This window comes from uncultured Bifidobacterium sp. (assembly GCF_949292005.1).
In the GTDB taxonomy this organism is placed as follows: Bacteria; Actinomycetota; Actinomycetes; order Actinomycetales; family Bifidobacteriaceae; genus Bifidobacterium.
The window spans coordinates 63,835-78,750 of record NZ_CASEXV010000029.1; the positions used below are offsets into that span (position 1 = coordinate 63,835).

Sequence of the window (14,916 nt, forward strand, 5' to 3'; positions counted from 1 at the left end):
CATCGTCAAATCCTTCCCCGATCAGATCCGTCGGTCGTCCTATTCGAATTCTCCAGACCCGGATCGTCCTGACCAAGGCTCCCCGAAGTCGAAGTCCCATCGTCCACGGCCCTCTTGCCACGGTCCGAAACATCGCCATGCTGGTCCGCCGAAGGAACGGGAGACTCGGGGAGCTCGATCGTGAACGTCGAGCCCTCTCCCTCCTTCGACCAGACCGAAATCCTGCCGCCGCATTCCTGCACGCAGTGCTTCACGATGGACAACCCCAGACCGGACCCCCCGGTGGCACGGGACCGCGCAGGATCCACTCTGTAGAAACGTTCGAATATTCTGCCCAAGGATTCCTGCGGTATTCCTATTCCACGGTCGACCACACGGATGGACGCCGTGCCCTGACCCCCCGACACGGCGACCTCGACAACCGATCCCGACGGCGAGTACCTTACGGCGTTCTCGACCAGATTCTTGACGGCGACGGTAAGTGCCTCACGGTCGGCCATGACCAGATGGTCCCTGCCAGAATGTTCGACGTCCTCGTCGCCATCCACCGAAACCCGGACGTCCGTCCCCTTGTCCTTCGCCTGGACGACGGTCCGTCTCACCGCGTCGTTCACGACATTCATCACCGACGTGGGAACAACCTCCACAATGGGATCGGCGATATCAGCCCGCTGCACATCGATCAGCCGGCCGACCAACTCCACCAGGCGGGCCGACTCCGTTGACACCCTCGACGAGAAATACCGCACCGCGTCCGAATCGTCGGCGGCGTCGTGGATCGTCTCCGCCAGCAGGGATATGGCTCCCGCGGGCGTCTTGAGCTCGTGGGACACGTTGGTGACGAAATCACGGCGCAGGGATTCGAATCGTCTACGTTCCGTGATGTCCCTGACGAACATGACATAGATTCCGTCACCCACTCGGGCGACACGCACCCGGAGATAAGTGAGCGCCGACGCGGGGACTTCGCCGGGCGACACGCCCCTGCCTGTGGAGGGCGCGGACGGGCCGGCACCACCGACACCCTTCAGTCCAATCTCCCGTTCCCGCGTCCGGCCATCCTCAACGACCTGAGAAAGCATGGTCAGAAGATCGGGCGCGACCAGTCTGCCGCCATGTCTGATGGGAAGCGATTCAGACTGGGCGCTCGCATAGGAGATCAGACCTGTGGCACCGACGATGACCACGGCGTCCGGCATCGCCTCGACCAATCCACGCACCGTCGACGACAGAACGAGTTCCTCCGGACGGAAGCCATCCGGCCCAGCCGAACGGCCGTCCACCGCGTCCACAACGCGACGGCCGGCATGCGACCCCCGTCGGAAGAGGATCACGATGACCATGCACAGCGCGGTGCCAAGCGCCACTCCGGCGACCATAGGGCCAACGATGACATCCATGTGGCTTCACGCTCCTCGGCATAGTGCGGCGACCGATCCTCCGTCAGCCACCATACCCGCGTCGGCCGGCGATAACCCCGAGGTCATCAAGAGTTCGCCCAGCGTTAACCACGGATGCCGCAGGTCCCTCCCGGAATCCAACGACGCGTTATGTCGACCGCCACCGAGGCCGCGGTGTTTGCGAACCGCGACACGTCGAAATCCGCGAACTCCTCATAATCGGTGTCCGCGTTGTCGCTGAGACCGCGAATGACAAGAACGGGCACATCGTTCCTCGCCGCCACATGCGCCACAGCAGCGCCCTCCATCTCCACCGCATCGGCATGCGTCTGCTCACGTGCGGATTCACGAAGTTCATCGGTGTCGACGAAACGGTTCCCCGAGGCGATGACGCCCGCGATATGAACGATTCCATGGTCGGAGAGCACCTCGTCCGCGACTTCCAGCAGACTTTCGTCACTGTGGAACTCCGCCGTCCCGGGTTTCCACTGGCCGACCAGCCTCATATCGGTGTCGAGATATCGCAACGTCCGCCCCAGAACCACATCATTGACGTGCAGGGATGGGTTGAGGTTGCCTGCTATTCCCGAAAAGATGACCGCGTCGGGATGGTACCCGTCGATGAGGTGCTGCGTGGTCGCGGCGGCGTTCACCAGTCCCATGCCTCCCACCGTCACCGCGAGACGCACCGAACCACCATCGTTCGTCTCCAGCGTGCCGACCGTGACATCGACCCCAGCGCCTGAATGCGTCACCGCGCCGCTGAGCGAACCGCATATCAACGCGGTCTCCTCCTCAAGCGCCCCAATGATGGCAATCGTCCCCGCCATGTCCATCCTTTCCTTCATCTCATCTCCAGCGCCTCACGGAAACCGCCGAGGCCAGCTCTCTGAGCAGAACCACTGTGTCGTCCCAGGACAGGCACCTGTCCGTGATCGACTGCCCATACACCAGCTGTTCCAAGGGTGCAGCCTTCTGGTTCCCTCCCACGATGAAGCTTTCCATCATGACGCCCGATATCCCTTTTTCCCCGGCGGCGATCCGCGACGCGATATCTCTGACCACCTGCGCCTGACGGTGCTCGTCCTTGCCGGAATTACCATGCGAGCAATCGATAACCAGGCCATGGGCGGCCGCGGAGTCCGCAGGCATCTCCGCACGGATGGCGGCCATCGCGGCGGACACCGATTTCGCGTCGTAATTAGGGCCATGAATGGATCCGCGAAGAACCACATGACAGTCCGGATTGCCAAGCGTCTCAACCGAGCAGGCGCGGCCTCGATGGTCGATTCCGAAGAAGGCGTGGCGCTGGGCAGCCGCGTAACAGCCATTGATGGCGGCCTTCACCGAACCGTCGGTGGCGTTTTTGAATCCCACCGGCATGGACAGCCCGCTGGCAAGCTGGCGATGGATCTGGGATTCGGTGTTGCGCGCGCCGATCGCGCCCCAGCTGATCGTATCGGCCAGATATTGCGGGGAGGTGGGCTCCAAAAACTCAGTCGCGGTCGGCAGCCCCTTGTCGAGGACCCCCAGCAGGATGCGACGCGCGAGCAGAAGCCCCTTGGTGATGCGATGACTCCCGTCGATGTCGGGGTCGTTAATCAGACCCTTCCATCCGATTGTGGTTCTGGGCTTCTCGAAGTACACGCGCATGACGATCATCAGACGGTCTCCAAGCTCCTCACGGAGCGCCGCCAATCGTGATGCGTAGTCCAGAGCGGCTCGCGGGTCGTGGACCGAACATGGTCCGACGATCACCAGAAGGCGATCATCCTGCCCATAGAGGCAGGCGCGAATCTCATCGCGCGAATAGGCCACCGTCTCCTGCGCCTGATGCGACATGGACAACTCGGTGAGCACCTCGGCTGGCGTGGGCAGCGGCTCAAGCTCAAGCACGCGCCTATTGACGATGCGGCTGACGCCGACCTCATCCTCCCAACGCGGAACATCCGTGGCCACCAACGGGTTCTTCCCCTCGGACATCGCCCGATGGATGGCGCGCAGCTCCTCGGGGGTGTTAAGCGCCGCGACCGGAATGCACGTGTCCGATGTGCGGTTCGGATCCTTCGGCATATTCGTGGCCGAATCACGTTTGCCGTCGGTGGTCATCACGATGCCTCCAGACTTCTGCGCCGATCCACTGCGTCGGCGAGAACGCGGAGAAGCTCCTGGGTCCGGTCCCACGGAACGCATGGATCCGTAATCGAGCAACCATAGACCAAGGAGTCCAAAGGTCCTGGATCCTGGCAGCCCCCCTCCAGAAAGCTCTCCATCATGATTCCCAGGATTCCATGCTCTCCCTCGGCGAGCCTTTCCGCGATCTCCTCCACGACATGGGCCTCACGAACCTCGTCCTTGCCGCAGTTTCCATGGGCGGCGTCAATCACCACACCGTTCCTGCATGCCCCGGGAACCTCCAGACGCGACAACTCGTCAAGCGTCTGCCGAACCGACTGCGAATCGTAGTTTGGACCGGTGGACGACCCCCTGAGGACGACATGGCAATCCTTGTTTCCCCGCGTCTGCGCGGAGATGACGCGGCCATCAAGATTGATGGACAGGAAGTGGTGCTCGAAGGCGGCGGCATAGCATGAGTCAGCGGCCGCCTTGATGGAGCCGTCAGTTGAGTTCTTGAATCCCACCGGCATGGACAGTCCGCTGGCGAGCTCGCGGTGGACTTGGGATTCGGTGTTGCGCGCGCCTATCGCGCCCCAGCTGATCAAATCGCATAGATACTGCGGCGTAATGGGATCAAGCCATTCCGTCGCCGCGGGAAGGCCCAGCGACAGCACATCGGCGAGCGTGCGCCGGGCCAGGAACATGCCTTTGCGAATGTTGAAGCGCCCGTCGAGGTCCGGATCGTTGATCAGACCCTTCCATCCAATCGTCGTGCGGGGCTTCTCGAAGTACACGCGCATGACGATGAGGAGCCTGTCCCCCAATTCGCGGCTCATGGCCGACAGACGTATGGCGTACTCATGCGCCGCGCGCGGATCATGAATGGAGCACGGACCCACGATCACGAGAAGACGGTCGTCATCGCCGTGCAGCACATCACGGATCTCCCGACGCGACCGCAGCACGAGGGAACTCATGTCGGATGTGAGCGGGATCTCCTTCAGGAACGTCCGGGGGGCGGGGATGGGGTCCAGCTGGCGGATGTTCACATCCACCGTCTCGGGGAACACCGCGCTCGCATCGAACATCATCGCGTCATGCGAACTGTCGGGACCTCGCAGCTGTGTCACCTTCATCACCCTCCCCGCCGCTGAGGCGGTAAACTCCACATCATATCCACCCGAGCACGCCACGCTCGGGCCGTCCGCGCTACCGGGCCGTCCACGCTACCGGGCGAGCGCCCCCATCGGGTCCCAGGCCGGAAGCATGATCGCGGGCTTGTCCAACGCGTCCTGATACTCCCTGGAGAGCATGGAACGCGGCACCGCCAGCTCGTATACGAACTCGCTGAACCAATCGTCGGACATCGTGAAGTACCCTTTGTCGGCGATCTTGTCACCCCACGAGTTCTCCACCCTCCAACGCCGGGTGGTCGTTCCGTCGTCATCCACATCGACGCCCACGAAGGCCATCGCATGGTTCATGGCGGAGTCCGCGAACCGCACACGGTTCTCCTTGTCCATGTCGAAGCGGACATCGTACACGTCGCCATACGAGAAGAGGTCGGTGGCCCAGGCGCCGCTCTCACGATCCATCATGGGATGGCAGTCCGCGCCGAACCACACGGGCAGCTTGAGGTCTGTGAGGATACGCCGCGCGCAGTCCTTCATCACATCGTTGGGCACATTGAGATATTCAGTCGGGGATCCGCCGACGACGTTACCCAGATGCTCGATGCCGATCTTGCGGCCCTTGGGGTGCTCGGGACGCGGATCGTCGACCAGGCAGACGTAGTCCTCCAAACCAGCGTCGACATACCTCTTCCAGAACTCGACCGGTGTCAGTTCGCCGTCGCGGTGGAAGACGCCGTCCTTGTCCGTCCATTCCCAGTCGAAACTGCGGGGGGGTTCGCCGAGATGGATGGTGAGGATGCGGTGGCCGGCACGCAGCGCGTCGGCCACGATCGAGTCGATGGACGATGGGTCCGCCGACATACGGGACACCGCGGTGCGCAGTAGCGAGCGCAGCTGCACATTCATCTCACCCGTGCTCTTCGACGACGCGGTCTCGGGAAACAGGTCCTGCGGCACCGCGCCGTATTTGCGGTACACATTCATCGCCATGGTCCACTGGCCGCCATCGCCCATGACATCCGTCAGAAGATGCTGGAACAGCCGTGAGTCAAGAGGCTCTCCGGACCTGACAAGATCCGCCATGTCCCCGAGGAAATAGTTGACTCTCTCAAGCTTGTCGAAATACATCGCATAGTTCTGCGAGAACTCGAACTCCTTGAGGTTGAGGGACTTCTTCGCCACGAAACGCGCCACATTCAACGAGCTGAACAGCCAGCAACGGCCTGACCTGTTCTGGTTGGTCACGGTCCCGTTGTCAAGACTTACCGAGAAACGGCGCTGGAGCCTCCGGGCGCGCTCATAGTTGAGCGCCACCTTTTGAATGCCCGACGTCGTGACGGCGTTCATGGCCATACGATTCGCGGGCCTCGCGGCGAAGTCCCCGCGAAGATCCTCAAGAGCGGACTGATCCAATGGCGTGATGGAAACCATCATGCTCCTTCCGTCATCCTTGTGGGATGGCACTGTAAGCGATCGGACAATGCCTGTAGGCATATGGATGCCGCCGGGGCCGTGTCGGACCCCACGACGAAGTCAAGAATATCGCGCGGGCGCCACCAACGTCACCAGTGATGAGCCACACGCGATATTGCCGGCGCCCAGGGCCCGCCTGAACGACACCATGAGAAAGGGCCCGCACTCCGAACCGGGAATCAGCCTCTCGCCACGCCCCCGTTCCGGGAATCGCCATCCACGACAAGAGCCTGCGTGCGGTCATCCGCTCCCGAGTCGGACCGCCCACCATCCGTTGGCGTGGAGTCGTCGGACGTGGAGTCGTCGCCGAAGCTGAAGCCAGCGAAGGCCTTGGCGAACATCGTGCGCAGCTCGCTGACGCGTTGCGTGATCATGGACTCGCGCTCCTGAAGCTGAGCGATATGGTTTTGCAAATCGTCCAGTTCGTCCTTGGCGGCGAGCCTGCGCGCCTCCACCTGACGCGCAGCCTCCTTGGACGCCGCGTCGATGATCTGAGCCGACTTCGCGTCGGCCTGCGCCCTCACGGACGCGGAATATTCATCGGCCTCCTTGCGGACGTCCGAGGCCTTGGACACGAGCTCGTCTGCCTCCTTCTTCGCCTCGGATCGACGCTCGTCGAGCTGGGCGAGAAGTTCGTTGACCTTCTTCGTGGCCTCGTCCTGCTGGGCGGCGATGTCGGAACGAACCTGCTCTACCTCGGCGCTGACCTTGCTGATGACGGAGGCGCGGTGCACCTCGGCCTGGTCCTTGATGCTCTGCGCCTTGGAATTGGCGGAATCGGTTATCTCGGAGGCTTTTCGCTGCGCATCGGTCATCATCCGCGACACCTGCGCGCGAACATCGGCGAGCTTCTTGTTCGCGTCGGCCAGAGCCGCTTCGATCTGGTCGTTCGTGTCGCTTTTCATCTGAGCGATCTCATCACTGGCGGCCTTGCGCTGTGCTGCGACCCACTGGGATGTTTTGGCCTTCAAATCGGCCATCTCACGCTCCTGGGAGGCCCTTTCGGATGACAGGCGCTTCGAGGCCTCCTGCCGGGCGTTCTCAAGCTCCAGCCGGGTCGCATCGCGCTGCTCCGTCACGTCCTTCGCCGCCTGGGCGCGAATCTGGGCGGAATCGTTCTTGGCGTCCGTGAGAATCGTGTCGGCCTGGCTCTTGGCCTTCGCGACTATCGTGGCCGCGTTGGCATTGGCGTCGGAGATGATGTGGGACGAGTCCAGCCGGGCGTTGTTGAGCAACGTCTGCGCCTGCGCCTTGGCCTCCTGCCGAATCGACTCGGCGTCACGCTTCGCCCTCTCCAACAGCTCGGAGCTTGTCTGCTCAGCCGATGCGAGCAACTGCTGCGCATTGGCTCCGAGCGATGCGAAGGTCCCACCCTTCTCGGCCTTCCGAGCGTTGGTCTTCTCCTCCTGAAGCTTCGCCTGCAACTGCAGAATCGCCTCGTCGCTCGACCTCACCTGCTCGCGCAGCCGCGTCAGGGTCTCCTGGGCCGAAATGAAGGCCTCGTCAACTTTGTCTTTGTCGTAACCCCGCAACACGACCGGGAACCGATCCACCATGCTGTGTCCTTTCACGACGGACGCATCACGTCCGCAACCAACTCACCGATTGCACTGTATCGCAAGGGGGCCACGAAACGGCGGCGAAACCACGATCTCGCACATACCCTCACACACCCTTGACCTCGCTCTCGGCAGCGAGGAAATACTCTCCGGTCCTCACGATGACATCGGCGCAGGCCCTCATCTGGACGTCAAGGGCGAGCCCCCCGTCCCCCACGCCCGCGGGAGCGACCGGCGGAAGGCTCACGAATCCCGCGAGGACCCTGTTCTGTCCGCCGGCCCAGTCGAGCAGCTGATAGAACAACGAGTTGCACACAAAGGTTCCGGCATCAGAGCTTAACGTCGACGCGATCCCGTCCGTAGAGAAGTCCCGCAGTATCGACCGCAGGGGAAGTCGCGTCCAATAGGCGGCGGGGCCCTCATCCCTCACCGGGGTCCCACGGGGAGACATGTTGTCCGCATCCGGTCTGACCGCGTCCATCATATTCGTCGCGCATCTCTCAAGCTCGACGGCACGGGCCCGACGTTTGAGGCCTGTGGCCACGACGATGTCGGGATGATGCGCCTCGATGGCATCCCTCAGTCCAGGCCAGGCCTTGGAGAAGCTCACCGGAAGGACGACGCCGTGGATCTCGCACTCGGCTCCCCCATCCGAGGGGATGCCCTGACGGGACAGCGTCTCCACAACACGGCGCGAAGGATTGACCTCGACCCCCTCGTAGGGGTCGAATCCCGACACGACAACAGTGAGCCTGCGCATGAGCCCAGTCTATCGCCCCTGCGCTTCGGAGGCCCGCTGCGCATCCGGGCATGGCAGAAGCGACGCGGCTATTCTTTCGGCGACCGGCATATCGTCGCGCGTGGTGATCTTGATATTCGTCTCATCTCCCGGAACGATCAGGACACTGGTGTCCGGAAGATAGTCGACAACCACCCTTGTGTCGTCGGTTGGCGTGAAGCCCGGGTTACGGAACGCCCTCCTGTAGGCCTCACTCAGGGTTTCGAAGCGGAACGCCTGAGGTGTCTGGGCGCGGTACATCACGCTCCTGTCGGGGACCGACGCCACGACGCGCATCCCCTTGGACTCGGACGCCACCAGAATGGTGTCCGTCGATGCGACCGCGACGGTGGCCGCATCACAACCATCCAGCGCCTCGATGCAGGAATCGATGCACCGTTGACCGACGAAGGGACGAACCGCATCGTGGATGAGGATCTTGGCATTTCCCGGTATTCCAGCTCCAGCAAGCATCGTCAGCGCCCTCGCCGTGCTGTCGCTGCGCTGCTCGCCACCGTCAATCACAGCACGGACCTTTCCCCACCCGCGTTCATCGGCGAGACGCTCCACCGCATGGCGGACCTGGGGGTTTACGACGACAAGGATGTCGGTCACTCGCTCATCGGATTCAAAGGCCTCAACGCTCCACACGACCACGGGCCGACCGCCAACGCTCACCAGCTGCTTTGGTCGGAGAGGATCAAATCTCGTTCCCAAGCCAGCCGCAAGAACCACCGCGACAACGGGGACGCTCCCGCCATCATGCCGTCCGCCACCGGACGACGGCGAACCCACACCGACATCACCGTCCCTGTTCTCTCTCTCATCGCTCATGCGCTCCATGGTATTGACCACCCCGGTCCTGACAGCCGCATCGGCCCTTCCCTCACCAAAAATCCGAAAAGCTCCAGCCGCAGAGACAGCGACGCCTCCTCACACCATCGAGATGACGGCGAGCATGCGACCCTCGAGGTTCTTGCGGGCGATGGACGCCCGACGATGCGAATACCACAATGGATTCTCCATGGTGCACATCACATCATCCACGGAATCCAGACGATGTCCCAGATCCGGGCTCCCCTCCCCGTCGCGCGAGCACAACAGGGCCAGCTCCGCGTCGCTTTCCAGATAGCGGGTCGTCGCAGCCACCCGCGAAGCGGAATCGACGATGTTGTCCGCATGGATGCCGGACTCGAGAAGCGAGCGCCGAGCCGAGAACGCCAGATCGACACCACGGCCCACGAAACGCGACCGCGTCGAGGATCCCGGCCAATGGGATTCGAACTCATCCGCGATATCATCGGACACCTCGTAACAGCTTCCGCAGATCCGCGGCCCCAACGTGGCTACGATTCGATTGGGATCGGCCCCCTTCTCCAGCATCAGACGGACAGTGGACCCGACAACGCCGCCAACCACACCTCTGCGCCCGCAGTGAGCGGCCGCGATGACACCGGCCTGCGGATCCGCGAGAAGAACGGGAAGACAATCCGCCGCGAATATGCCCAATCCCACGGACCTGCGTGTGGAGACCATCGCATCTGCGGCGATTATCGCACCATCATCGTCGACCACGTCAGCGCCGTACGGCGTCTCGACCCACGATGCTGCGTCCACGTCGACCGCTGTGGCCGAATGGACCTGAGACACCAGAAGAATCGGCGCCCCGACCGTTCTGGACAACGCCTCCCGGTTGGCAAGCACTCTGTCGGGGTCGTCCCCTCCGCGGCCTCCAAGGTTGCACGAAGCGGCGTCCCCCTCACTGACACCGCCCAACCGAGTGCTGTACACGACCTTCACTCCTGGAGCCAATGCGATCGGTATGGTGACTGGAATGGGTCTGCCCTCGCCGTCCACGGGGGACAACGCGTTGCTGTCGATGATGGTGTCGTTTTCAGGAGTCATGGGCCTCATACTACGCGGTGATGGACGCGCCCCCGATCCGCTCTCAGTCCACGCACGGCAGGGCTGCGAGATCCTCATCATCCAGGATCAGGTCGCCCGCCTGAAGACTATCCACAATGGTCTGCGGACGATGCGCCCCGGGAATCACGAAGACGTTTCCCCCCTGGGAAAGCTCCCATGCCAGCACCACTCGCTGGTAGCTCACACCGTATTTGTCGGCCACGCCGCGGAACGGATCGAAAGTCGAATCATCCTTAGGCTTGCGGAATCCACCCAGCGGACTCCAGCACACGAAAGGGATCCCCAGCGATTCGGTGTGCCGCAGAGTGTCCGCGGTCTGGGTATAAATGGGAGAGAACTGGTTCTGGACCGCGATGAGGTCATCGCGCAGAATCCCCCGGGCGACATCGATCTGTTCGACGGATGCGTTGGAGATTCCGGCCGTTCTGGCCACACCCTCGTCCACCAGCTGACGAATCGCCTCAATCGACTCCGCGTACGGGATACGTGGGTCGGGACGATGGAAATACAGTAGGTCGATGGAGTCCACACCCAATGCCATCGCGGATTCCTTGGCACGCCGCAGAAGGTTCTCCGGCCGTCCATCGACATCCCACGTGGGACGGCCATCAGTGAAGTTGCGGAAATGTCCGACTTTGGTGGCGACGGAGACCTCCCCGCGCGGGCCATGCCATGTCGACAGCGCCTCGGCCACAAGTTTCTCGCCGGTCTGTTCCTCCCCGCCCGAGCAGTAGTACGCCCACGCGGTGTCGATGTGCCGGCACCCTGCATCCAAGGCCGCGTGGATCGTGTCGATGCCCATGTCGTGGCCGAGGTTGTTCTCGATTGTGAGCGGCATCTCGCCAAGGCCGATGGCCGTGGTGTCGAAAGGTCCGAGATTGCGATGAAGAACCATGACTTTCTCCTTATATGTTCGCCGCTATGGCAGCGTGTGGCATCGTCACACCGTATCCTGCAGTCCACCGGAAGGCATAACGGGGATCCTCCCCCACCATAGAGGCAGGGCATGAACGAGACTGCGCCCGAACCGCGTGGTTCGGACCGCGGAAGCCGTCAGCGCCCACCGAACGAGCCGCCACCAGACCCGCCGAACGAGCCGCCGAAGCCGCCGCCAGAGAAGGAGCCCCCACTGGTGTTGGATGGGGCGGATGCCGCCGCGATTGTGGATCGTAGTTGCGAGAAGCTGCCGTCAAGCTGCGCTCCGATATCCCCTAATCCGCCGCGGAAAGCGGTTCCCTGTGGTGGGACGAACGTCCCCGCGGACGCTCCGGCCATACTGGGGACGATGATCCATGGACGATACGACCAGTAGATCAGGGATCCGACCGCGTTGGCGTCCAGCCATTGCGGATCGGACAGTTGGGGACATGCCTTGGCAAGCTGCCGGATGGCCACCTCGCTGATTCCGAAGGCGGCCGCATAGACAAGGTAACGGTTCCACAAGGTGATATCCGCGACCCCACGATCGGAGAAATCGCTGAAATCGGTCAGATAGCGTTTGAGCCCCACGACCTGTCCCGCCAGTTTCTGCCCGTCATCATCGGTCAGCACTTCGGTGCGTTTCGTTGCTAGTATGAGCAACGCGCCGACGAGCAGCGGAAAACCCACGGAGAGAATCAACGCCAACGACCCTTGATGCGCGCCGAACGCCAAGGCGAGGGCCGCGTCGAAGAGAGCCAGAAACCCGCATGCCGTCGCCATGGCGCCGTCGTGACAGGTGACGCCCAGCATGGCGAACTCGTTAGCCGCGGCATCAACGAATCTGCTTTGGATCTTGGCGCCCCCCTGCCAACCGGAGAATGCCTTGGAAAGGGAGTCAAGTCCAAAAGCCGGATTTTTGAGCCTCCGCGCCGCCGTTTCAAGAAGCGCGAGCGCGGCGTCCTCCGAGGAGCTCAGCTGAAGGGAGGAGCGGTCGGCCGAACAGACCGGGAGGATAACCACGGTGCTGGTCGAGGCCATGGACGAACGGGCCTCTCCGTTGGAACGGAGCGCCGCCGCGACATCGGCAGCCGACGCCGCCGTCAGGTCCATGCCCCGGTAGATCGCGGCAGGTCCAGGATATACTGCGATGGCGCCTTTCGACACAAGGGACAGCACCGTGGAGCTCATCTGCCGGGTCTGCAGCGTCGATGATGGCACTCCGCCCTCGGCGATGTCCAGTAGTGCGGCCGCGCTGGCCGGACTCATATCAGGAGGATCACGCCAGTAATCGAGACCGCCTCGATACCTCGCGAGCCGATTGGACCTGACGGATCCCCTGATGCCAAGGATAAGGAACGCCAGCCCGAAAACAATGATGGCTGTCCATATGGCCACCGTCCGCACAGCATTTGCGCGCTGTTGGGCCCGCCACTCCTCCTCCTGACGTGTCTCCTCCGTCATGATGCGCGATTTCGCCGCCGCATCGCTATGCCGGGCGACACCCGAGGCGGCATTGACGTCGAACATGGCCACGACATCGAGATATTGGCCCGAGCGGACATCGGATGCCGTGAAACGCAGCGTGCCATCGGAATCCCTTGACGTCGTGGATGTTCCCGTCACATGAAGCCACGCCCAGGAATTGGACTTCGTGACACCATCCGGAAAACGGACGACGCCGGTCACCGTCCCGATCGGGACCTGGTTCGAGGTGCCAAAGGGCTCCCACTGGAGCGCGGCGACATCACTGTAGGCGGTGGCCACACCATGGAAGGTCATCGACACACGGAAGCGCATGCTGTTGGCGGATTCGGTCGCCGGGATGTTCCAACCGACCTCCACCGTACGGTCCGAGGTGACGCTGGTTGAGGAATCATAGGATTCCAGCGAATCCGTCCCGTTCGTCACGTCGGCGAGGTACCAGTGGTTCGCGTATGAGCTCTCCCATTGGGAGGAGGACACCTGGCTTGGTGTGCGCGGACTGTCTAACTGAGAAAAAGACTTCCCAGTGCTCAGGTTGGTGACCGACACATCGCTGATGGACGTGAGGTTCGACGTTTTGAGGGTGTAATCCTGATACAGCTGTCTCCATGGGCCAGAATCCCGCTCATTGAGGCGCACGTCAATCGTCTGAACGATCCGCATATCCCCATTGGCAAGAATCGTGGCATCGTAGTTCAACGACCGGTAACTAAGGTCCGCGGAATTCGATGTCCCGAGGGCGACGAAAACGACCACCACCACGATGAGCAGAGCTCCCAGCAGAGACGCACCCGCCCGTGTGAGAACCTTCTTCAGCGGCATGGCGACTTCCTTCCGACAAGCGCCGGCAACCTCACGAACGTCGACGGATTCACGGCTGTTTTAGAACTTCACCTGAGGCGCCTGTCGAGCACCCTCATCCGCTTGGAAGTACTGTGAGTGCCCGATATGGAACATACCTGCGACAATGGTCGTCGGGAAGGTCTCCACTGCGGTGTTGAGCTTGAGGACGACGTCATTGTAGAACTGCCTCGCGTAGGCGATCTTCTGTTCGATTTGGGACAGCTGGTTCTGCAGGTCAAGAAAGTTCTGATTGGCTTTGAGGTCGGGGTACGCCTCGGCCGTCGCGCGCAGATTCACCAAGGCTTTGGACAGGGCGTTCTCCGCCTCGGCGCGTTGCGCGGTGGTCGCCTGCGGATCCGAGGCAGCGGCCACAACACCCGCGCGGGCCTTCGTCACCTCGGCGAGAACGCCCGACTCATGCGTCGCATAACCTTTGACGGTCTCCACAAGATTCGGTATGAGGTCCGAACGTTGCTTGAGCTGCACGTCGATCTGCGCCCACCCGTTTCCCACACGGTTACGCAGAGTGATCAGTGAGTTGTACGCGTGGATTCCCCAGAGGATGATGGCCACAACCAGAACCACCACAATGATAAGGACAATGGTTCCGGTGTTCAAGGTGTTCATGTCTGGCTCCTTCGCGCTCGCTTCCAATCAATTAAAGCAGAATAGAGCGACCAGTGATCGACGGCGGACACCACGCATAGACACGCATGGTAAAAAAAACGGGACCACGACGTTTCGCACGTCGCGGTCCCGTCACCCATAGCCCACCTCACGTGGACCTCATATTGACCTCACGCGGACGGCCAGAGCCGGCGAATCAGTCCTCGAAGGGATCGAAGTCCCGGCGCACCCGGCGGCGTGGACGCTCCGAGCGCTCCTCACGGTCGGCGCGGTACTCGTCATAGTTCTCGTCGGCGGCGTAACGCGGATTCCGGTCATTCCTACGGTCACGGCGCTCATGGCGCTCATGGTCGTCATGGTCGGAAGAGCGGCGGCGGGGACGATCCTCGTCACGATCCGAGCGACGATCGTCGTCATACCTGTCCTCATAGTGACGGCGGCGGGGACGATCCTCGTACCTGTCTCCGCGATCGTTGCGATCGTCACGATCCGAGCGGCCACGGTACCCACCACGGTCACCACGATCACCACGGCGATCGCGTCGATCACCACGGTCACCATGGTCAGCACGGTCACGTCCACCGCGGGGAGCCGACTGCTCCTGATCCTCGAACCCGGGAACGGCGAGCGAGATCTTGCCACGGTCATCAACTCCC

The 14,916-nt window shown here is 62.3% G+C and carries 12 protein-coding genes and 1 pseudogene; all 13 read right to left on the bottom strand.

Features of this window, described 5'->3' with window-relative positions:
• Window positions 1-5 precede the first annotated feature (5 nt).
• A complete protein-coding gene (locus tag Q1X90_RS02265; RefSeq protein ID WP_300766030.1) occupies window positions 6-1,400 on the bottom strand; it encodes an ATP-binding protein in 1,395 nt (464 codons plus the stop codon).
• 104 nt (window positions 1,401-1,504) lie between these two features.
• The gene (gene mtnN, locus Q1X90_RS02270; protein WP_300766059.1) at window positions 1,505-2,236 is read right to left on the bottom strand and encodes a 5'-methylthioadenosine/S-adenosylhomocysteine nucleosidase; all 732 of its coding nucleotides are present in this window, start codon (window positions 2,234-2,236) and stop codon (window positions 1,505-1,507) included.
• Window positions 2,237-2,249: 13 nt separating this feature from the next.
• A complete protein-coding gene (locus Q1X90_RS02275; RefSeq protein ID WP_300766061.1) occupies window positions 2,250-3,473 on the bottom strand; it encodes a 3-deoxy-7-phosphoheptulonate synthase in 1,224 nt (407 codons plus the stop codon).
• Window positions 3,474-3,508: 35 nt separating this feature from the next.
• Window positions 3,509-4,609, bottom strand: coding sequence for a 3-deoxy-7-phosphoheptulonate synthase (locus Q1X90_RS02280; RefSeq protein WP_300766063.1), 1,101 nt, complete (start codon window positions 4,607-4,609; stop codon window positions 3,509-3,511).
• A 135-nt stretch (window positions 4,610-4,744) separates the two neighbouring features.
• Window positions 4,745-6,082 (bottom strand): C1 family peptidase, encoded by a 1,338-nt coding sequence (locus Q1X90_RS02285; RefSeq protein WP_300766065.1) that lies wholly within the window; start codon window positions 6,080-6,082, stop codon window positions 4,745-4,747.
• A 221-nt stretch (window positions 6,083-6,303) separates the two neighbouring features.
• Window positions 6,304-7,680, bottom strand: a complete 1,377-nt coding sequence (locus Q1X90_RS02290) for a cell division protein (RefSeq protein ID WP_300766033.1) — start codon at window positions 7,678-7,680, stop codon at window positions 6,304-6,306.
• A 109-nt stretch (window positions 7,681-7,789) separates the two neighbouring features.
• Entirely contained in the window at window positions 7,790-8,443 is a 654-nt protein-coding gene (locus tag Q1X90_RS02295) for a pyroglutamyl-peptidase I (RefSeq protein ID WP_300766036.1), read from the bottom strand.
• Window positions 8,444-8,452: 9 nt separating this feature from the next.
• Window positions 8,453-9,295, bottom strand: a complete 843-nt coding sequence (locus Q1X90_RS02300) for an IspD/TarI family cytidylyltransferase (RefSeq protein WP_366944449.1) — start codon at window positions 9,293-9,295, stop codon at window positions 8,453-8,455.
• Between the two features lie 99 nt (window positions 9,296-9,394).
• Window positions 9,395-10,366 (bottom strand): polyphenol oxidase family protein, encoded by a 972-nt coding sequence (locus Q1X90_RS02305; protein ID WP_300766038.1) that lies wholly within the window; start codon window positions 10,364-10,366, stop codon window positions 9,395-9,397.
• Window positions 10,367-10,409: 43 nt separating this feature from the next.
• Window positions 10,410-11,282 carry an aldo/keto reductase gene (locus tag Q1X90_RS02310; RefSeq protein WP_300766040.1) on the bottom strand — a complete coding sequence of 291 codons (873 nt, stop codon included), beginning with the start codon at window positions 11,280-11,282 and terminating at the stop codon, window positions 10,410-10,412.
• Window positions 11,283-11,440: 158 nt separating this feature from the next.
• Entirely contained in the window at window positions 11,441-13,612 is a 2,172-nt protein-coding gene (locus Q1X90_RS02315) for a DUF2207 domain-containing protein (protein WP_300766042.1), read from the bottom strand.
• Window positions 13,613-13,672: 60 nt separating this feature from the next.
• Window positions 13,673-14,251 (bottom strand): LemA family protein, encoded by a 579-nt coding sequence (locus Q1X90_RS02320; protein WP_300766072.1) that lies wholly within the window; start codon window positions 14,249-14,251, stop codon window positions 13,673-13,675.
• A 205-nt stretch (window positions 14,252-14,456) separates the two neighbouring features.
• Window positions 14,457-14,916: pseudogene (locus Q1X90_RS02325) on the bottom strand (polyribonucleotide nucleotidyltransferase); the annotation flags it as partial.

What these genes read in the sequence shown, in the direction of transcription:
- Q1X90_RS02280 (WP_300766063.1), bottom strand. Translation starts at nt 4,609, where the DNA reads ATGATGTTCGATGCGAGCGCGGTGTTCCCCGAGACGGTGGATGTGAAC.
- mtnN (WP_300766059.1), bottom strand. Translation starts at nt 2,236, where the DNA reads ATGGACATGGCGGGGACGATTGCCATCATTGGGGCGCTTGAGGAGGAG.
- Q1X90_RS02310 (WP_300766040.1), bottom strand. Translation starts at nt 11,282, where the DNA reads ATGGTTCTTCATCGCAATCTCGGACCTTTCGACACCACGGCCATCGGC.
- Q1X90_RS02285 (WP_300766065.1), bottom strand. Translation starts at nt 6,082, where the DNA reads ATGGTTTCCATCACGCCATTGGATCAGTCCGCTCTTGAGGATCTTCGC.
- Q1X90_RS02300 (WP_366944449.1), bottom strand. Translation starts at nt 9,295, where the DNA reads ATGAGCGATGAGAGAGAGAACAGGGACGGTGATGTCGGTGTGGGTTCG.
- Q1X90_RS02265 (WP_300766030.1), bottom strand. Translation starts at nt 1,400, where the DNA reads ATGGATGTCATCGTTGGCCCTATGGTCGCCGGAGTGGCGCTTGGCACC.
- Q1X90_RS02275 (WP_300766061.1), bottom strand. Translation starts at nt 3,473, where the DNA reads ATGCCGAAGGATCCGAACCGCACATCGGACACGTGCATTCCGGTCGCG.
- Q1X90_RS02305 (WP_300766038.1), bottom strand. Translation starts at nt 10,366, where the DNA reads ATGACTCCTGAAAACGACACCATCATCGACAGCAACGCGTTGTCCCCC.
- Q1X90_RS02315 (WP_300766042.1), bottom strand. Translation starts at nt 13,612, where the DNA reads ATGCCGCTGAAGAAGGTTCTCACACGGGCGGGTGCGTCTCTGCTGGGA.
- Q1X90_RS02290 (WP_300766033.1), bottom strand. Translation starts at nt 7,680, where the DNA reads ATGGTGGATCGGTTCCCGGTCGTGTTGCGGGGTTACGACAAAGACAAA.
- Q1X90_RS02295 (WP_300766036.1), bottom strand. Translation starts at nt 8,443, where the DNA reads ATGCGCAGGCTCACTGTTGTCGTGTCGGGATTCGACCCCTACGAGGGG.